Origin of the sequence: Enterobacter cloacae complex sp. P15RS (assembly GCF_014895905.1) — a bacterium.
In the GTDB taxonomy this organism is placed as follows: Bacteria; Pseudomonadota; Gammaproteobacteria; order Enterobacterales; family Enterobacteriaceae; genus Enterobacter; species Enterobacter quasihormaechei.
Genome location: NZ_JADBQL010000001.1, coordinates 65784 through 83812, shown reverse-complemented (window position 1 = coordinate 83812; position 18029 = coordinate 65784). Strand labels below are relative to the sequence as shown.

General features: G+C 57.1%; 16 protein-coding genes and 4 tRNA genes. 5 read left to right on the top strand and 15 right to left on the bottom strand.

What is annotated here, in order from left to right; all coding sequences use genetic code 11:
• Positions 1 to 7: 7 nt before the first annotated feature.
• Genes yigB through IM267_RS00400 form a run of 5 tightly spaced genes read right to left on the bottom strand, consistent with a single transcriptional unit; the run spans position 8 to position 3390 of the window.
• A complete protein-coding gene (gene yigB / locus IM267_RS00420) occupies positions 8 to 724 on the bottom strand; it encodes a 5-amino-6-(5-phospho-D-ribitylamino)uracil phosphatase YigB (protein ID WP_112792050.1) in 717 nt (238 codons plus the stop codon).
• Entirely contained in the window at positions 724 to 1626 is a 903-nt protein-coding gene (gene xerC, locus IM267_RS00415) for a tyrosine recombinase XerC (protein WP_063868846.1), read from the bottom strand. The genes yigB and xerC overlap by 1 nt, the downstream gene beginning before the upstream one ends.
• The gene (locus tag IM267_RS00410; RefSeq protein ID WP_063868844.1) at positions 1623 to 2330 is read right to left on the bottom strand and encodes a DUF484 domain-containing protein; all 708 of its coding nucleotides are present in this window, start codon (positions 2328 to 2330) and stop codon (positions 1623 to 1625) included. The genes xerC and IM267_RS00410 overlap by 4 nt, the downstream gene beginning before the upstream one ends.
• The gene (gene dapF / locus IM267_RS00405; protein WP_022646661.1) at positions 2327 to 3151 is read right to left on the bottom strand and encodes a diaminopimelate epimerase; all 825 of its coding nucleotides are present in this window, start codon (positions 3149 to 3151) and stop codon (positions 2327 to 2329) included. The genes IM267_RS00410 and dapF overlap by 4 nt, the downstream gene beginning before the upstream one ends.
• 35 nt (positions 3152 to 3186) lie before the next feature.
• The gene (locus tag IM267_RS00400; protein ID WP_006812373.1) at positions 3187 to 3390 is read right to left on the bottom strand and encodes a lipoprotein; all 204 of its coding nucleotides are present in this window, start codon (positions 3388 to 3390) and stop codon (positions 3187 to 3189) included.
• A gap of 135 nt (positions 3391 to 3525) precedes the next feature.
• On the opposite strand from IM267_RS00400, the gene cyaY reads away from it, so the two are divergent.
• Positions 3526 to 3846, top strand: coding sequence for an iron donor protein CyaY (gene cyaY / locus IM267_RS00395; protein WP_003860816.1), 321 nt, complete (start codon positions 3526 to 3528; stop codon positions 3844 to 3846).
• A gap of 91 nt (positions 3847 to 3937) precedes the next feature.
• Here the strand turns inward: cyaY and cyaA are convergent, their stop codons facing one another.
• Positions 3938 to 6481, bottom strand: a complete 2544-nt coding sequence (cyaA, locus tag IM267_RS00390; protein WP_063452171.1) for a class I adenylate cyclase — start codon at positions 6479 to 6481, stop codon at positions 3938 to 3940.
• A gap of 350 nt (positions 6482 to 6831) precedes the next feature.
• Between cyaA and hemC the strand changes: the two genes are divergently transcribed.
• From hemC to hemY, 4 genes are read left to right on the top strand one after another with little or no spacing between them, the layout of a single operon-like run.
• Positions 6832 to 7773 (top strand): hydroxymethylbilane synthase, encoded by a 942-nt coding sequence (hemC, locus tag IM267_RS00385; protein WP_193032450.1) that lies wholly within the window; start codon positions 6832 to 6834, stop codon positions 7771 to 7773.
• Positions 7770 to 8510, top strand: coding sequence for a uroporphyrinogen-III synthase (gene hemD / locus IM267_RS00380; RefSeq protein ID WP_193032449.1), 741 nt, complete (start codon positions 7770 to 7772; stop codon positions 8508 to 8510). Before hemC ends, hemD begins: the two co-directional genes overlap by 4 nt.
• 20 nt (positions 8511 to 8530) lie before the next feature.
• Complete coding sequence (gene hemX, locus IM267_RS00375) at positions 8531 to 9724, top strand: uroporphyrinogen-III C-methyltransferase (RefSeq protein WP_131637251.1); 1194 nt, start codon at positions 8531 to 8533, stop codon at positions 9722 to 9724.
• A gap of 2 nt (positions 9725 to 9726) precedes the next feature.
• Positions 9727 to 10926, top strand: coding sequence for a protoheme IX biogenesis protein HemY (hemY, locus tag IM267_RS00370; RefSeq protein WP_193032468.1), 1200 nt, complete (start codon positions 9727 to 9729; stop codon positions 10924 to 10926).
• A gap of 538 nt (positions 10927 to 11464) precedes the next feature.
• Here hemY and IM267_RS00365 read toward each other — a convergent pair.
• From IM267_RS00365 to wzxE, 9 genes are all read right to left on the bottom strand, one after another.
• Positions 11465 to 11541 (bottom strand) — tRNA-Pro (locus IM267_RS00365).
• A 44-nt stretch (positions 11542 to 11585) separates the two neighbouring features.
• Positions 11586 to 11672, bottom strand: a tRNA-Leu gene (locus tag IM267_RS00360).
• A gap of 21 nt (positions 11673 to 11693) precedes the next feature.
• Positions 11694 to 11769: transfer RNA gene (locus IM267_RS00355), tRNA-His, on the bottom strand.
• 67 nt (positions 11770 to 11836) lie between these two features.
• A tRNA-Arg gene (locus tag IM267_RS00350) sits at positions 11837 to 11913 on the bottom strand.
• 102 nt (positions 11914 to 12015) lie between these two features.
• Positions 12016 to 13401: an amino acid permease gene (locus tag IM267_RS00345; protein ID WP_063868832.1), complete on the bottom strand. Its 1386-nt coding sequence runs from the start codon at positions 13399 to 13401 to the stop codon at positions 12016 to 12018.
• Positions 13402 to 13599: 198 nt separating this feature from the next.
• The gene (wecG, locus tag IM267_RS00340; protein WP_193032448.1) at positions 13600 to 14340 is read right to left on the bottom strand and encodes a lipopolysaccharide N-acetylmannosaminouronosyltransferase; all 741 of its coding nucleotides are present in this window, start codon (positions 14338 to 14340) and stop codon (positions 13600 to 13602) included.
• A gap of 12 nt (positions 14341 to 14352) precedes the next feature.
• Positions 14353 to 15705 (bottom strand): ECA oligosaccharide polymerase, encoded by a 1353-nt coding sequence (wzyE, locus tag IM267_RS00335; RefSeq protein ID WP_063868827.1) that lies wholly within the window; start codon positions 15703 to 15705, stop codon positions 14353 to 14355.
• Positions 15702 to 16781 carry a TDP-N-acetylfucosamine:lipid II N-acetylfucosaminyltransferase gene (locus IM267_RS00330; protein ID WP_193032447.1) on the bottom strand — a complete coding sequence of 360 codons (1080 nt, stop codon included), beginning with the start codon at positions 16779 to 16781 and terminating at the stop codon, positions 15702 to 15704. Before IM267_RS00330 ends, wzyE begins: the two co-directional genes overlap by 4 nt.
• Entirely contained in the window at positions 16778 to 18028 is a 1251-nt protein-coding gene (gene wzxE, locus IM267_RS00325; protein ID WP_063452162.1) for a lipid III flippase WzxE, read from the bottom strand. The genes IM267_RS00330 and wzxE overlap by 4 nt, the downstream gene beginning before the upstream one ends.
• Position 18029: the final 1 nt, after the last annotated feature.

Sequence of the window (18029 nt, the reverse complement as noted above, 5' to 3'; positions counted from 1 at the left end):
TTGATGATTATATCAGCGTCGTGAGGGATGCCAACCGTGAAATTTCCACGTGCGGCAGAAGACGGCTGTCCAGGGTGGTCATCAGATCGGCGTTTTCCGGCTTGATCCAGCAGGCCTGCATACCGCAGCGGATCGCCCCGGCGACGTCCGTGGTCAGGTCATCGCCCACGTGCAGGATTTCGCCGAGCGGCAAATCCAGTTTTTCCGCCGCCAGGTGATACATATCGTTAAACGGCTTCGAGCGCCCGTGCGGGCCCGCGCGCAGCACGAACTGAAAATAGTCACCTAAGCCGAACAGCTCGGGCTGAGCGTTGCCGTTGGTGATGGCCACCAGCGGCCACTTACTGGCCAGTTTCGCCAGCGTGTCGTGTGTCTCCTGCGGCACATCGATGCGGCTGCGCCATTTGGCGAAGTTTTCCATGGCCGCTTCGGCCCCCGTGGCCGCATCCTGCGCGCTCAGGCCGGCGTTGAGCATCGCCTGCTCAACCGCCCGGCGACGCCATTCGGTCACGTCGTGGTAAATCTCCGGTTCGGTTTCCCGCAGGGACTGACGCAGCTGCTGGAAGTCTTTGTTCTGCATCGCTTTCAGCGCAGGATGGTAGTTCTGCACAAACGTCAGCGACTCCTGCTCGGTACGCAGGATCACCGGACGGTTATCGTAAAGAGTGTCATCAAGGTCAAACGTCAGGGCTGATATCTGACCGAGTGGGCGGTAAAAACGCATTATTTCCCCCGTTTGGCGCGTGGATGCGCCGCGTCATACACCGAGGCAAGGTGTTGGAAGTCTAAATGGGTATAGATTTGGGTGGTCGACAGATTCGCGTGGCCGAGCAGCTCCTGCACGCCGCGCAGGTCGCCGCTTGATTCCAGCATGTGCGTCGCAAAGGAGTGGCGCAGCTTGTGCGGATGCACGTGGCTGTTCAGCCCCTGCTTGATGCCCCACTCCGCAAAGCGCTTCTGCACGTTACGCGCGGAGATCCGCTTGCCAAGCTTCGACAAAAACAGCGCATCTTCTTCGGCGCCAAACAGCCCGCGCAGATCCAGCCAGTGCTCAATCCAGGAGACGGCGTTGCGGCCAATCGGCAGGCGGCGCTCTTTGCTGCCCTTGCCCATCACCCACACTTCGCCCGTTTCCAGGTCGAGATGTTTTATATCGAGATTGACCAGCTCGGACAGACGCAGCCCGGCACCGTACATCACCTCCAGCATCGCGCGGTCGCGCACGGCCAGCGGATCGTTAAGATCGATATCCAGCAGGCGGTTTACGTCGTCGACGTCGATATTTTTCGGCAGATGGCGTGGGGCTTTTGGCGTGGCGATCCCTTTTGCCGGGTTAGCTTTCAGCTTGCCCTGGCTGACCAGCCAGTCGAAAAAGCTGCGCAGGGCAGAGAGCCGGAGCGCCAGGCTCGCCGGGCTTAAGTTTTTTTTACGGCTACGCACGACGAATCCGCGTACCGTGGCGGCGTCACATTGTTGCCAGCTTTTCAGGCCGATTTCATCGGCAATCTGCATGATGGCATCAAGCTGACGCTGATAGTTGAGCAGCGTAATGGGGCTAAGCTGGCGCTCTACGCCCAGATAGCGCAGAAAACGCGAGACGTCAGTGGCGAGCAGTGCGTCCGTCATACGCGCTCAATCCAGCGCTCCAGCAGCTCAGGCAGCATCAGGGCGATTTCCTGTAGCAGTTGCGTGCCCTGCCCCTGCTCATAATGATGCGCGTCGCGGCTGGTAAACAACATCACACCCAGGTCACCATCACGCCCCATCAGCGACATCGCCACCGAGCCAATAGCTTTGGCTTCCGGCAGCACCACCAACAGCTCGGGTCCATTAAGCGGCCCCAGATAGTGGTGTTCGTGGCCCAGACGCTGAATGCGCAGCGGCTCAAACGCCTGACGGCTAAGCGCCAGATGGGTAAACCCGGACGGCGCGCCAATGCGCCAGCGGTCAGGGAACAGGCGGAGAGTTGCGCCTGCCAGCCCCAGCTCGCGCGCCCAGCGGTGGAAGCGGTTGAGAAACTCTTCGAGACTGTGCGCAGACGCCAGGCGCGCCTGGAGGTGCAGAAGACGGTGGAACAGGCTTTCGTTATTGCTGGCCTGCTCCATCAGCAGCGTCATGTTTTCTTCGAGCTGATGGATGTGATTGCGCGAGCGCGCCATGTGCCATTCAACCAGCGACACGGTCTCGCGAACCGGATGCGGCACGCGCATCCGTTCGACGACGCGTGCATTGCGGATAAAAAACTCAGGATTGTGCAGCAGGTAATCCACAACGGCGCTGTCGTCCAGCTCCGTTAAGGGTTCCCGCAGTTCTTCCCCTGGTTGCTTCATAGATGGATAAACCCGTCATAAACATGTGTCGCCGGGCCAGTCATGTACAGTGGATGACCCGCTCCTTTCCAGGCGATATCAAGACGCCCGCCCGGTAATTCCACGCGAACCTCTTCTGCCAGTAACCCCTGCGAGATACCCACGGCCACCGCCGCACAGGCACCGCTTCCGCAGGCCTGGGTTTCGCCCGCGCCGCGCTCGTAAACCCGCAGGCGAATGTGTTCACGCTTCACCACCTGCATGAAACCGATGTTCGCCCGCTCCGGGAAGCGCTCGTGGCTTTCCAGTACCGGGCCGAGCGTTTCGACCGCGGCGGTTTGCACATCATCCACCTGAATCACGCAGTGCGGGTTACCCATTGAGACAACGCCGCACAATACTGTCTGCTCGGCGGCGCGCATAATATAGGTCTTTTCCGCTTTGTTGGCGCGAAACGGCACGGCAGAAGGCTCGAAGTTTGGCTCGCCCATGTTCACGCGCACCAGTTCGTCGTCGGTGACGCTGAGCACCATCCGACCGTTGGCGGTGCTGACGCGGATATCGCGCTTGTTGGTGAGCCCTTTTAGCCGAACAAAGCGGGCAAAACAGCGCGCGCCATTGCCGCACTGGGACACTTCGCTGCCGTCGGCGTTAAAAATGCGGTAGTGAAAGTCCAGGTCAGGATCGTAAGGAGGCTCCACCACCAGCAGCTGGTCAAACCCCACGCCCACGTGTCGATCTGCCAGACGACGGATCAGCTCCGGGGAGAAAAAGACATTCTGCGTTACCGCGTCGACGACCATAAAGTCGTTGCCAAGGCCATGCATTTTAGAGAACTGCATCATTTGCTCCATTGCGCGGGTACAGAACGTAATCGTCAGAGATTGACCTGAGTCGGGCCACCGTTATTGCCGCGATCGTTGGTATCCGGCGTAGATGACTCGATACCACTTTGCACCGGTTTTGTCGGCGGTGGTGCGTTTTTATCCTCTGGCGGGAAGTAAAGTGGTCCCTTCAGTCCACAGCCGGTCAGGCTAAACAGAGTGACAAGAACGGCAAGCGTTCGAAAGACGTTTTTCATGTAGAGGTTGCCCGTAAGTTCAAATCTGTTTCTATCATCGCAGGAGAAGACACAAAAGCAAGAGTTTGCCGCTTTCCTGCAACGGGAATTATTTAGCGTTATACTGCCGCCATCACGAAAAACAGGAATAAAACCATGAACGACAGTGAATTTCATCGCCTCGCCGATACCCTGTGGATGACCATCGAAGAGCGTATCGACGACTGGGACGGCGACAGCGATATCGATTGTGAAATCAACGGCGGGATCCTGACCTTAAGCTTCGAAAATGGCAGCAAAATTATTATTAACCGTCAGGAGCCGCTTCACCAGGTGTGGCTGGCGGCTAAACAGGGCGGTTATCACTTTGACCTGAAAGGTGACGAGTGGGTTTGCGATCGCAGCGGCGAAACGTTCTGGGATCTGCTGGAACAGGCTGCAACCGCGCAGGCGGGCGAGGACGTGAGTTTCAGGTAGTTTTGTTGCCCGGTGGCGGCTACGCCTTACCGGGCCTACAACGGCTCGGACCGTAGGCCGGGTAAGCGTAAGCGCCGCCCGGCGAAAAGGCTCAGGAGAAATACTGCTGCAACAGCGGTGCGGTATCCTGATTCGCAGGCGCCGCAGGGGTAATTGCCTGCGTACGGAACGGGATCACCTGCGCCCGGCCATCTACGTTCACAATCTGGTAGAACTGCGGCAGGTTGAAGTTGATAAAGCTTGAGCCGTAGGTAAAGCGATCGTGCGAGGACGAATAGAAGCGGCTGACGTCGCGCACCAGCTCCTCTTTGCTGCCTTCACAGTGGTGATACACCTCGGCGCGGTTGGTTTCATCCAGAATGTAGATGTTAAACCCGGCGTTATCGCCCGACTCTTCGAAGAAGAACTGAATGATCCCTTCACTGGCAAAGCCATCCACCACCTGTGGCAGCTTAACGTGGTTGGTTTCCACCTGAACCGACAGGCCATGCAGCTTGTTGTGCGAAATCGCACCGTAGAATTCAATGGCGTTTTCCAGCTTCTGCACCGACACGTTCAGGCGCTCAAAGAACAGGCCCCAGGTCTGGCCAGAGACGCGCAGCGCTTTAAAGCGCCCGGTTTCCTGGCGGGTGCTGGAGAGGCGCAGTTCGATGCACTCAGACACCAGCTGCTGCACGCGGGTACGAATCAGGCCGCGCAGGTGCTGGCTGTAGCAGAACACTTCCACGCTGTCCGGCGGCGCGGCGTCCTGGTGCATCTTGCCGAGAATGGTTTTCAGCGCTTCGATCATCGCCTGCTCGCCGTTGAAGTGCAGGGTACGCACTTCGTTCCACGAGTTGCGGTACAGCAGATCCACGCTGCCCACCAGGCAGTTTTGCTGCTCGCCGAAGCTAAAGACGTCCAGCTTGCGGAAGTCGAAGTGGACCACCTGATTGCGGAAGGCCGCTGTCGGGTCGTATTCCAGGTTGACGATGATCGCCAGATGGCGGATCTCACACGGGCTGTAGAGCGCTTTTGGCGTCGGCGCAGGCAGGCGCAGCGGGAAGTGGTGCGAGACGTCCGCCACCATCTCCTGCAACTTGGCTAAATCGACCACCTCGTTGCCCTTGATAAACAACCGGGTGCGTGAGGTGAGGAGGCCGTTAAACCAGGCCCAGGCCACCAGCTTGTTCAGGTAGCGGTTATATTCCAGCGGCTGATGGCTGATGATTGAATCCATGCTTGGCGCACGGTTGTACAGATACCACCCGGTGCGGTTCGCGCGGCCCGGCGGGACGTAGATAAAGGTCAGATTCGGTTCAGACAGGTCAGGCGAAATCTGTGGGTTAACCAGCGTAACCTTACCCGGCAACGCTTCAAACGCGGCGTACAGCTTACGGGTTAACACCCCGATATCCTGTGGGCTGGCAGAAACGCTAAGGTTGTTACGGCGGGCGAAGCGGATCAGGTTGCGGTAGCTTTGCATCATTGCATCAAGCAGTTCGTTGTGCGCCTCGCGCACCTGATCGATCTTCCAGTTGGCGCGGTTGTCGAGCATGGCGAGACGCGCTTCGTCCCATCCCCACTCTTTGACTAACTGGCTGACCACTTCACGACGCCAGCCAACGCAGGCACGCTCACGGCTCAGTTTTTCACAGACTTTGAGATAGAAACATCGACGCACCAGGTCAAGACGCGTGGTGTCATCAATGGCCGTCAGGTATTCGGTGACGCGTTCCAGCATCATGCAGTAGGCATCAAGCCCGTAGGAGACGATCTCCCCGTCGTGCAGACGCTGCTTAATGTCTTTCGCCAGCAGACGCGGCGTGGGGTATTCCCAGGAGTAGGCTTCCAGCAGCAGGGTTTTCAGCACCGCTTTGTACGGTGAATCAATGCTCTTATAGAGCTGCCAGAGGCTTGCGCCAAAGTACTCTTCGGCGGACAGGGAGCTCAGGCCGCCCAGATCGAGCCACTCGTTTGGCGTCAGAACGCCCTGCGAGTAAAGCGACATGACGTAGTCGTCATAATTCTCTTCTTCATCGCACGGCACCATATTCCACAGAATACGTTTCCCGGCCAGGCGAACGGCGGTACGGTAAAACTCATCCAGCAGCAGAATGTGCTGAGTCGAGCCGCAGTCTTCACCACCCAGACTGCCGCTTTCGTTATGGCGGAAACGGTTTTCATCAATCAGGAAGAAGCTTACTTCCACGCCGAGCGACGCCGCCCAGCTCTCCAGCAGGCTGCATTTACGCTGCAACAGCTGGCGCTCTTCATTGTCGAGCCAGGACTGATGGCAGACCCAGATATCCAGGTCAGAAGAACAACTTTGCCCAACCGATGAGGTGCTGCCCATGGAGTAAACCCCGGTAATCGGCAGCTCGCCTTTCGGCGAATCCTGCGGCGGCATACCACGGTAGAGCTCAAGTTCGGTCAGGTAATGCTGTTGGGTTTCATCAGGCGTGAAGAGGCAAATGCCCTGGGGAACGTTACCATCGAGGTAACCCGGCATTAGCGGATGGTGATAGTGCAACAATGTCGGCAGTAGACTGTATACCTGCTGGAAAGCAGGGCCCATGGCAGCAAGCGCGCGATCCACGCGCAATTGATTGATGGCATCCAGTCTCTGTTTCAGAGTCTCAATATAGAGGTACAAGACGTATCGCCTGATGTTTCCGGGTGTCGCACGCCAGTCAAAACAGAAAAAGCAGCGGACCCGCAGTATTTCAAAAAATAACCGTTACCCTTCTTTCGCCTTTTGCTTTTCTGGTGGTACAGACGAAAAAATGGTCTAAAACGTGATCAATTTAACACCTTGCCGGTTGACCGTAAAGAAAGATGCGCTACATACAAGTGTAGCACCGTTCTGTACGTGTAAATTCCTGAATACGGCGGTGGCTGACGCGTACGCCGCCCTGTCCCTCTCGCGCTTCATCAACCGTAAAACTGCCATCCGAGTGTCAACAATGTTAGGATGGTTAGCGATTGATAATGACGGTAACAAGCATGTTAGACAATGTTTTGAGAATTGCCACACGCCAAAGTCCCCTTGCGCTCTGGCAGGCACATTATGTTAAGCAGCGCCTGGAAGCCTGCCACACCGGATTACGCGTTGAGCTGGTGCCAATGGTCACGCGCGGTGACGTAATCCTCGATACGCCGCTGGCGAAAGTGGGCGGCAAGGGCCTGTTTGTCAAAGAGCTGGAACTGGCATTGCTTGAGAACCGCGCCGATATCGCCGTGCATTCGATGAAAGACGTGCCCGTTGAGTTCCCGGAAGGGCTGGGGCTGGTGACTATCTGCGAGCGCGAGGATCCGCGCGATGCGTTTGTCTCTAACCGCTATGCGTCGCTCGACGCGTTGCCAGAGGGCAGCGTGGTCGGCACGTCAAGTTTACGCCGCCAGTGTCAGCTGGCGGAGCGTCGCCCGGATCTGGTGATTCGTTCGCTGCGCGGTAACGTCGGCACGCGCCTTGGCAAGCTGGATAACGGCGACTACGATGCCATTATTCTTGCGGTGGCGGGCCTGAAACGCCTGGGGCTGGAGGAACGCATTCGCGTGGCGTTGCCGCCGGAGCTGTCGCTGCCCGCCGTCGGTCAGGGTGCCGTCGGCATTGAATGCCGTCTGGATGATGCGCGCACCCAGAACCTGCTCGCGCCGCTGAATCATGACGATACCGCCATTCGCGTAAAAGCCGAGCGTGCGATGAATACTCGTCTCGAAGGCGGCTGTCAGGTGCCCATTGGCAGCTATGCTGAATTAACCGACGGTGAACTGTGGTTGCGTGCGCTGGTCGGCGCGCCGGACGGCTCGCAGATGGTTCGCGGTGAACGTCGCGGCAGGCCGCAGGATGCCGAAGCGCTTGGCGTATCGCTGGCGGAAGAGTTGCTGAATAACGGCGCGCGTGAAATTCTGGCCGAGGTCTATAACGGAGAACCCCCTGCATGAGTATTCTTGTCACCCGCCCTTCTCCCGCAGGAGAGCAGTTAGTGAGCCGTCTGCGCGCACTGGGGCAGGTGGCCTGGAGTTTTCCGCTGATTGAATTCTCCCCCGGTCGCGAGCTGTCTACGCTCGCTGACCAGATGCGTGCCTTGCAGGAAGGCGATCTGCTCTTTGCCCTGTCGCAGCATGCCGTTGAGTTTGCCCATGCGCAGCTGCAACAGCAGGGCACTAGCTGGCCCTGTGCACCCCGCTATTTCGCCATCGGGCGCACCACCGCGCTGGCCTTACACACCGCCAGCGGAATTGATGTTCGTTATCCGTTAGATCGGGAAATCAGCGAAGTCTTGCTACAATTACCTGAATTACAAACCATTGCCGGAAAGCGTGCGCTCATTTTGCGCGGCAACGGTGGCCGCGAACTGCTGGGTGAAACGTTGCGGGAACGCGGTGCAGACGTGACGTTTGTGGAGTGCTATCAGCGCTGTGCGAAACATTACGATGGCGCGGAAGAAGCAATGCGCTGGCACGCCCGCGGCATTAATACGCTGGTGGTCACCAGCGGTGAAATGTTACAACAGCTTTGGTCGCTGATCCCGCTTTGGTATCGCGAAAACTGGTTACTCCGCTGTCGGCTTCTGGTCGTCAGCGAGCGTCTGGCGAACCACGCCCGGGAACTGGGCTGGCAGGATATTCGGATCGCTGATAACGCCGACAACGATGCGCTGCTGCGCGCATTACAATAACTCTCAAATGGGAAGCCATAATGACGGAACACGAAAAATCCTCCGCCGTGGTTGAAGAGACCAGGGAGACTGTGGACACCACGTCACAGCCAGAGACGACAGACAAAACCGTTGAGAAGAAAAACGGCAGCAACAAAACCAGCCTTACGCTGAGCGTGATTGCCATCGCGATTGCGCTGGCCGCAGGCGTGGGACTTTACGGGCTGGTGAAGAAACAGGGCACCAACCAGACGGCCACCAGCGACGCGCTGGTTAACCAAATCACCGCCCTGCAAAAAGCGCAGGAGACGCAAAAAGCCGAGCTGGAAGGCGTGATTAAGCAGCAGGCTGCCGCCCTCGCCGACGCGAACAGCAAGCGTGAAGCGTTGACCAAACAGCTGAGCGAAGTGCAGGAAAAAGTCGCCACGATTTCCGGAACCGATGCCAAAACCTGGCTGCTTTCACAGGCCGATTTTCTGGTGAAGCTGGCCGGACGTAAGCTCTGGAGCGATCAGGATGTCACCACCGCCGCCGCGCTGCTGAAAAGCGCCGACGCAAGCCTGGCCGACATGAACGATCCGAGCCTGATCGGCGCACGCCGCGCCATTACGGAAGATATCGCCAGCCTGTCTGCGGTTTCTCAGGTCGATTACGACGGTATCATTCTTAAGGTGAATCAGCTCTCGAACCAGATTGATAACCTCCAGCTGGCCGATAACAACGACGACGACTCCCCAATGGATTCCGACGGCACCGAGCTGTCCAGCTCCCTGAGCGAGTGGCGTATCAACCTGCAAAAGAGCTGGCAGAACTTTATGGACAGCTTCATTACCGTTCGCCGCCGCGATGAAACGGCCGTGCCGCTGCTGGCGCCGAACCAGGACGTCTATCTGCGCGAAAACATTCGCTCCCGCCTGCTGGTGGCTGCTCAGGCCGTACCGCGTCATCAGGAAGAGACCTACAAACAGGCTCTGGATAACGTATCCACCTGGGTCCGCGCTTACTACGATACCAATGACGCAACCACGACCGCGTTCCTTGAGGATATCGACAAGCTAAGCCAGCAAAACATCACCATGAACGTGCCGGACAAACTGGAGAGCCAGCCGATTCTGGAGAAGATCATGCAGACGCGCGTGCGTAACCTGCTGGCCCAGCCGGGCGTTCCGGCAGAGCACCCGGCTGAAGCACCTGCCGCCGCGCCAGCGCCTGAAAGCGCGCCGCAAGGAGAGTAATGATGCTAAAAGTCTTCTTACTCTTCATCCTGCTGATCGCCGGGATTGTGCTGGGGCCGATGCTCGCGGGTCACCAGGGTTACGTACTGATCCAGACCGATAACTACAACATCGAAACCAGCGTGACCGGGCTGGTGATTATCCTGATCCTGGGCGTGGTCGTTCTGCTGGCCGTGGAGTGGATCCTGCGTCGTATTTTCCGTACCGGCGCGCATACCCGCGGCTGGTTCGTTGGCCGTAAGCGCCGTCGCGCCCGTAAGCAGACCGAGCAGGCGCTGCTGAAGCTGGCCGAAGGCGATTATCAGCAAGTTGAAAAGCTGATGTCGAAAAATGCCGACCATGCAGAACAGCCGGTTGTAAACTATCTGCTGGCCGCTGAGGCGGCGCAGCAGCGAGGCGATGAGGCCCGCGCCAATCAGCATCTTGAACGCGCCTCTGAGCTTTCTACTAAGGATCCGATTCCGGTTGAGATCACCCGCGTTCGTCTGCAACTGGCGCGGAATGAAAACCATGCGGCACGCCACGGCGTTGACCGTCTGCTGGAGATTACGCCTCGTCATCCGGAAGTGCTGCGTCTTGCTGAACAAGCATACATCCGGACCGGTGCGTGGGGATCGCTGCTGGACATTATCCCTTCCATGGCGAAAGCCGACGTGGGCGACGATGAACACCGTGATGAACTTCAGCGTCTGGCGTGGATTGGCCTGATGGATCAGGCGCGTGCCGATCTTGGCAGCGACGGGCTGAAGGCCTGGTGGAAAAACCAGAGCCGCAAAACGCGCCAGCAGGTCCCTCTCCAGGTGGCGATGGCCGAACATCTGATTGAGTGTGACGACCATGACACCGCGCAGGAGATCCTCCTCGACGGTCTCAAGCGACAGTATGATGACCGCCTGGTAATGGTGATCCCGCGCCTGAAGACCAATAATCCTGAGCAGATCGAAAAAGTACTGCGCCAGCAGATCAAAACCGTCGGCGATCGTCCGCTGCTGTGGAGTACGCTGGGCCAGTCTCTTATGAAGCACGGCGAGTGGCAGGAGGCAAGCCTCGCCTTCCGCGCAGCGCTGAAGCAGCGCCCGGACGCATTCGATTACGCCTGGCTTGCTGATTCGCTGGACAAGCAGCACAAGCCGGAAGAGGCCGCAGCCATGCGACATGATGGACTACTGCTGACGCTACAGAACAACGGGACGCAGCAGTAGATTACAAGGAGGCCAAATGGCCTCCTTTTTTTAGGCATAAAAAAACGCCTGCTATAAAAGCAGGCGTTAAAACAGGTCTGTAAGACAACATATGTGGTGCTTCACTCAACGTTGTGTCCATGGTGTTTGATGAGGCCGAAGCGACATCTGTCAGTGGACGATAAGCACCGTAAACGGCTCTGCGTCATTCCTGAGTTTATGAGGCCCTGAGGCGAGCATAAGAGATGGAATGAGCATCTACCCCTGTATTATTGCACGTATTGTGCCAGGTTTACACACAGAACTTTTACATCACGCAACATTTTAAGATAAAAGGAAATTATGCTGTTAAGAACCGCCTTACGCCGTACAACATCGCGTTAAGGGCGGCGATCTGTCGTCAGCAGGAGACGCTTAAAGCGACAAAATAAAAATTTCTTTATTATTAACGAGTTATATGTCGCTGAATCGCGACAAGGATGCAGGGTGTTGTCGGGGGATGGCTACAGGATGAAAAAGCGCAGAAAACAAAAAACCCCGCCGAAGCGGGGTTCAAAATTGGTCGGCGAGAGAGGATTCGAACCTCCGACCCACTGGTCCCAAACCAGTTGCGCTACCAAGCTGCGCTACTCGCCGATGTACTGCTTTTTTGAATTTTTAGTTCAATTCATTAAAAGTCGTGGTGCGAGGGGGGGGACTTGAACCCCCACGTCCGTAAGAACACTAACACCTGAAGCTAGCGCGTCTACCAATTCCGCCACCTTCGCAATTCACAACTCTTTCAATAATGGGGTGGCTAATGGGATTCGAACCCACGACAACTGGAATCACAATCCAGGGCTCTACCAACTGAGCTATAGCCACCACTGTATTCTTTCACGCGGTTCTGACTACTTCTCAGACCACCGCAGCTCTAGCGCCGGGACTAAAATGGCGCGCCCGACAGGATTCGAACCTGAGACCTCTGCCTCCGGAGGGCAGCGCTCTATCCAGCTGAGCTACGGGCGCTTAGCGCCGTTGCGGGGCTGGATATTACGTACCTCCGTCCCCGCTGTCTAGTGCTTTTTTGAAAAAAATGCGCGTTTGGTTATGGTTTGCACATTTTGCCGCTTATTCCTCCACTTTATGGGCGGAGCCGCGGCGACCCAGGCCAAATAGCTTATAGGCAGCCGTCACGGCGGCCAGGAAGATCATCCCGACAAACAGCGACATGCGGGTATCTTCATTAAAGTACATTCCAATTAATACGCAAATCAGGAACGCCATCGTCAAATAGTTTGCATACGGGAACAAAATGGAGCGGAACGGATGGCTGGCAATCGCCTGCCTGTGCGCCTGACGAAAACGCAGCTGGCTAATCAGAATCACAAACCACGGCACCATCCCCGGCAGCACGCTGGCGCTGTAGACGTAAACGAACACGCGCTGCGGATTGGGGATGATGTAATTCAGGCAAGAGCCAATCAGCAGAATGACAATTGATACCGCCACACCCGCCACGGGGACACCCACGCGAGAGACTTTGCCCATCACTGCCGGCAGCTGTTTGTTTTGCGAGAGCGCGTAAAGCATACGCCCGCAGCTGTACATTCCGCTGTTACAGCCGGAAAGCGCCGCCGTCAGCACCACAAAGTTGATAATCGCGGCCGCCGCCGTGATGCCAATCTTTGCAAAGGTTAAAACAAACGGGCTGCCGGTCGTGCCAATTTCGTTCCACGGGAAAATGGTCACGATAACGAAGATGGCGCCTACATAGAAAATCAGGATACGCCACAGCACCTTGCCTACCGCGCTACGCAGCGTCACCTGCGGGTTTTTCGCTTCACCTGCGGTGATCCCGATTAGCTCTACGCCCTGATAGGATGCCACCACGATACAGAGCGCCGTCAGGAAGCCCTTCCAGCCGCCCGCAAAGAAGCCGCCGTGCCCGGTCAGGTTACCAAAACCGATGGCGTGCCCGCCGTTACCGAAGCCAAAGAAGATGACCCCGAGGCCAACGACAATCATCACGATAATGGTGGTGACTTTGATCATCGCAAACCAGAACTCGATTTCGCCGTAAAGACGAACGGCGGCAAGGTTCGCCAGCGCCACCAGCCCTACGGCAATAAGCGCGGGTATCCACTGGGCCATCTCCGGGAACCAGAACTGCACGTAGACCCCGATGGCGGTGATCTCCGAAATCCCCACGGCCATCCACATAAACCAGTACGACCAGGCCGTGAGATAGCCAAAGAACGGGCTCATATAACGGTGGGCGTAAACGGCGAAAGAGCCCGTCACCGGCTCCAGGAACAGCATTTCGCCCATTGAGCGCATGATGAAGAAGACGAACAGCCCGGCAATAATATACGCCAGCAGGACGGAAGGCCCCGCCCACTTCAGCGTGCTTGCCGAGCCCATAAACAGGCCAACGCCGATAGTCCCGCCCAGCGCAATCAGTTCAATATGTCGAGCTTCCAGCCCACGCTGAAGCTCCGGTTTTTTCTCTGCCATAATTCCTCGGTTGTGTTTGCTGTTTCCCGACTTGTTGCCGGTTATTATTTTTGAGGGGTACTGAAATACGGAGCGAATGGTTTCTTAAATTCTGGCAAATGGCAAACAATGCATTAAAAAAATGAATGCATTGCACATAAACTCAGCAGTTTTGCGGGGGGCGTTGCAGCGCGAACGGTAGATCGCGCTGCATATTGATTACATTTTCCGGGTGTAATGCCAGGCGAGGTACCGCAGGAGGCGAATCTGTCGTTTGATGCGTGTCGGTTGGGAAAGCAGGCGGTACAGCCACTCCAGGCCCAGGTTTTGCCAGACTTTCGGCGCACGCTTAACGTGGCCGGTAAAGACGTCGTAGGTGCCGCCAACGCCCATATAGAGCGCATCCGGGCTGACCAGACGGCAATCGCGCATCAGTATTTCCTGGCGCGGCGATCCCATGGCAACGGTGACGATTTTCGCCCCGCTGTCGCGCACGCGCTCATATAACGCCTGGCGATCTTCCGGCCTGAAGTAGCCATCCTGACTGCCCACGATGTTGACATTCCACTGGCTACGCAGCTTTTGTTCGGTCTGTGCCAATACCTCGGGCTTGCCGCCAATCAGAAATACCGGCGTGCCTTCAGCGCCTGCGCGCTCCATAAGCCGCTCCCAAAGATCGGCTCCCGCCACGCGAGACACATTAGCGTCAGGAAACTTTTTCCGGATCGAACGCACCACGCTAATACCGTCTGCGTATTTAAACTCCGCGGCTTCGATCAGGCTTTTCACTTCCGCGTTATCTTCAACCGCCAGCATTTTTTCTGCGTTGATGGCCACCAGCGTGCCCGACTTCATCTGCCCGTCCGCGAACAGAAAATCCAGCGCGTGCTGCATGTCACGCCAGCCAATCAGCTGTAGCCCACGCAGCGCATAACGCGGGGCTGAAGTTTTATCCGTCATGATAATCCCTACTCAGACTTGCGACAGCGTTGTGCTGCCCTGTGGCTCACGTCTGTGCACAAGCCCTGCACTGTCAAACAACCAGTACAGGAGTTTTGCCAGCAGCAGACAGACGCCGAAAACAACCATAAAGAACACCACGCGCGAGACGAACGAATCCAGCCCCTCGCGCGCCAGAACGATCATATTGAAAATGGCACCGAAACAGAAACTGTGCAAAACAGCGGCTTTGTAGCGGTTGGTCTCTTCGTTACCCAACGTGTACAGCCAGTCGAACCATTTTATTATCAGTCCGACCGCGATCGCGCCGGGCAGGATAAACCACGTTCCGCCCATCACCACCAGCGAGCCAATCAGGGTGGGGGAAATCGCCAGGCCCGAGTGATTATTCAGCACTTCCCAGGTGAAGTAGTTTGCCGTGTTCAGGACAATGCCGGGACGGTCAGGCCACAGCCACGTCGGAATAAAGACATAGAAATCGCGAACAATCGGCGCCAGCCCCTGGAATTCGATCTTGTCGTAGTTTTGCAGCAGCAATGCCAGGTTTTCCCACGGCGAGAAGGTATCGCGCGTCAGATACAGGAAGGTATAAAACGCTTCGTCACCGGCTACGTTAAGACCGTAGCGCTTCAGCGCCAGCCAGAACATTCCCACAATCCCAAAGACGCCTGCCGCCGCCAGCATCCACAGGGAGATCCAGCCGCGAATAATGCCGATAAACAGGAAAATCGCGAAGGCGATAATGATGTTGGCGCGGGTACCGCCGACGATCATGTAGGTCAGAATGCCAAACGCGACGGTGCTGACCAGGAAGAACAGCCAGGCTTTGCTGTCCTGGCGCAGGAAAAAGACCACCAGCATCGCCGGGATGAAGAAATAGAAGAAGCGCTTGAGCGCGACGCCGGAGACTTCGGCGGAAAAAATCTGGCTATAGGACTGCAACTTAAACAGTAAAAAACCGTTATGCATGAAGAAAATCGCCACGCTGACCAGGGCGATGGTCATCAGCATGACCCACGTCAGATGGGTCTCTACCCGGTTCATGGTAAACAGCGGTCGACGGGGCGCGGTGTCTTTCGCCGCGCGCAGGCGCGTTTTATAGGTGACGTAGTACACCGCGTAGAAGCAGGTCGCAGAGAGCAGCGCCTGCAACAAGATTTCCGGCGGAGCGACGCCCACATCAAAGCGGAACACGAGGATGCTGGTCAGCGGGAAACCAAAGAAAAAGGTCAGCAAAAACAGCAGCGAGAAGAAGACGTTGAAGTTAAAACGTACGCGCCGGAACTCAAACCAGGTGAGCGTGGCGATAAACAGCGTGCTCAGCAGCCAGACCACCAGCAGGCCGCTAAACTGCAACTGGCTCATGCGTTGTCTCCTGAAGCAATACGCAGCGCGCGGTGCCACGGCATGAGGTAGTTCGGGCTGAAAAAGTCGATGCTATTTTTATCCACCAGCGCGAGCTGGCGCTGTGCTTCCCGTACCACCCCGACATTAAGCGTGTCAGAGGTAAACAGCACCGGAATGTGCTGCTCGGCCATGTCCTGCCAGAACGGGTTTTCGCGGTTGAGCACGCACGGTACTCCCGCCTGAATCAGCAGACACAGCGTGCCAATCCCCTGCTGACGGGCAAAGATGAAATAGCCCAGATCGCATTTTCGCAGCAGCGCGAGATAGTCATCAAATTCCAGCTTATCCCTGAGAATATGCAGATTGTCCGCGCTAAACAGCGCAAGCCCCTGCTGGCGGACCTCGTCGATGTAGGCGTCGTTATTGGCGGGATAGCCCATCGGCACCACCACGTTCACCGTGTCGCCAAACTGCTGATGCACAGCCCGGAGCGCCGCGACATGCTCGTTGCTGCTATCGCCGGAATTCCCCACCAGGATGGTCAGCTTGCCCTCACGAACCGCGTCATTCCCCATCGTGTTCAGCGCCGGATCCATGCGGGTCGGGAAATAGAGCAGCTCGCCGCGAACCTTCGGATGCTGTTTAGCAAAATAGGTGAGATCGCCGCGGGTGGCAAAAACGCAGCCCACGCGCGCCTGCGCCAGACGGCGCAGCGGGTAGAACAGGCGGAATTTCCAGCCGTGGGAGACTTCATAGAGATCCGCTCCCCAGATATGCCAGCTGAACTGGGAGGGTTTGATCCCGCCGCTCAACAACGCCAGCCACAGGCCGGTATTGAACTGCCCGTGGAAGAAGAAACGCTGGCTTCGATCCGCTTTGGCTTTCGCGACAACGGCTTTGGTCAGGGCCGCTTTGTCTGGCCAGAAAGTTATGTTCAGTGCCGGACAGGCCGCGCTCAGGCCATTATCTTTTCCAACAACCATAAACTCGCGCGCGTCGGGCGTGCCGGATGCCAGCTCATCGTTGAAAAACCGCAGAACGGTCTGGTTATGATGCGGGATGTCCGATCCCAGAATGTGTATCAGTGCAGTCATGCGCGTTTACGCCAAAGTAAAAATACGCCGCAACAGGCAGCGAAATAAACGATATAGGTTGCCATATAGGCCTGAGCCGCCCCCAGCGCTCCGTGGGTAGGGATCAGCCAGTGAGAAAATGCCGTCAGCAGCGCAAACTGGCTAATCTCTGCCAGGATATACAGCCGCAGCGAGGCCTTCGCAATCACCAGATAGCCGAAAACGTACGCCCCCACTTTCAGCACATCGCCGACCAGCTGCCAGGCAAACAGATCGCGCATGGCGGTAAACTTCGCCGAAAACAGCAGCCAGATGGCAAAGTCACGCAGCAACCAGACGGTAAAGCTGGCGACCGCAACAGCCGGCAACACAAAACGCAGGGAGCGAAAAATCTCGCGGGTAATATCCTGCCTGGACGTCAGGCGCGATAAGGTTGGCAGCAAATAGACGCTAAAGGAAGCCGTAATAAATTGGAGGTAGGCATCGGAAATGCTGCTCACGCCCTGCCAAATCCCCACTTCTTCCCAGCTGTAATGCGCCGCCAGCAGGTTTCGCATCATCACATAGGCTACCGGAATGGTGACGGAAGTGATGAGGGCCATCAGCGTAAATTTCGCCAGCTGGCCTGCCAGTAACTTGTCCCACTGCGGTTTCAGGTAACTCAGCGGGATATCGCCTCTGCGCATCAGCATAAACGCCGCCGGGATGACAACCAGGGCAGGCACCAGCGCCAGCCCCAGCAGTGCGCCCTCATAGCCGCCCAGCCGATAGCAAAAGTAGTAGGCGATAACACCGATGACGCTGCCGAAGATCAGCGCCAGTGCATTCCCGGCGGCATCACGGAAGCCTTTCATCAGCGCCAGCAACAGGTTCGCCCAGGCGATGCCCATCTGAACCAGCGCCACCAGGCGTACCAGCCCCTGATAGTGCGTATGTCCGAACAGCCCCTGGCTGATGGGTGCCGCCGCCAGCAAAAAGACGACGGCCAGCAGCGTAGAGAAGCCCAGCACCATTGCAGATGAGGTCCCCACCACCGTGCGGAGCTTTCCGGCATCGTCATGATGCTGCGCTACGTATTTGGTGACGCCGTTGAATATCCCGGCCCCCGCCAGCACGCCAAGCACCGTGACCAGCTGGCGGAAATTCCCGGCCAGCCCAACGCCTGACGGACCAAATGAGACGGCCAGCAGCTTGACGACCAGTAATCCGGCGCCAATTTTTACAAGCGTGGACGCTGCCGTCCACACCGACGCTTTTGCCAGAGACATA

Coding starts and splice junctions, on each gene's coding strand:
- hemY (WP_193032468.1), top strand. CDS start 9,727: ATGCTAAAAGTCTTCTTACTCTTCATCCTGCTGATCGCCGGGATTGTG.
- IM267_RS00345 (WP_063868832.1), bottom strand. CDS start 13,401: ATGGCAGAGAAAAAACCGGAGCTTCAGCGTGGGCTGGAAGCTCGACAT.
- wzxE (WP_063452162.1), bottom strand. CDS start 18,028: ATGTCTCTGGCAAAAGCGTCGGTGTGGACGGCAGCGTCCACGCTTGTA.
- cyaY (WP_003860816.1), top strand. CDS start 3,526: ATGAACGACAGTGAATTTCATCGCCTCGCCGATACCCTGTGGATGACC.
- dapF (WP_022646661.1), bottom strand. CDS start 3,151: ATGCAGTTCTCTAAAATGCATGGCCTTGGCAACGACTTTATGGTCGTC.
- IM267_RS00330 (WP_193032447.1), bottom strand. CDS start 16,781: ATGACTGCACTGATACACATTCTGGGATCGGACATCCCGCATCATAAC.
- wecG (WP_193032448.1), bottom strand. CDS start 14,340: ATGACGGATAAAACTTCAGCCCCGCGTTATGCGCTGCGTGGGCTACAG.
- xerC (WP_063868846.1), bottom strand. CDS start 1,626: ATGACGGACGCACTGCTCGCCACTGACGTCTCGCGTTTTCTGCGCTAT.
- yigB (WP_112792050.1), bottom strand. CDS start 724: ATGCGTTTTTACCGCCCACTCGGTCAGATATCAGCCCTGACGTTTGAC.
- hemC (WP_193032450.1), top strand. CDS start 6,832: ATGTTAGACAATGTTTTGAGAATTGCCACACGCCAAAGTCCCCTTGCG.
- IM267_RS00410 (WP_063868844.1), bottom strand. CDS start 2,330: ATGAAGCAACCAGGGGAAGAACTGCGGGAACCCTTAACGGAGCTGGAC.
- hemD (WP_193032449.1), top strand. CDS start 7,770: ATGAGTATTCTTGTCACCCGCCCTTCTCCCGCAGGAGAGCAGTTAGTG.
- IM267_RS00400 (WP_006812373.1), bottom strand. CDS start 3,390: ATGAAAAACGTCTTTCGAACGCTTGCCGTTCTTGTCACTCTGTTTAGC.
- hemX (WP_131637251.1), top strand. CDS start 8,531: ATGACGGAACACGAAAAATCCTCCGCCGTGGTTGAAGAGACCAGGGAG.
- wzyE (WP_063868827.1), bottom strand. CDS start 15,705: ATGAGCCAGTTGCAGTTTAGCGGCCTGCTGGTGGTCTGGCTGCTGAGC.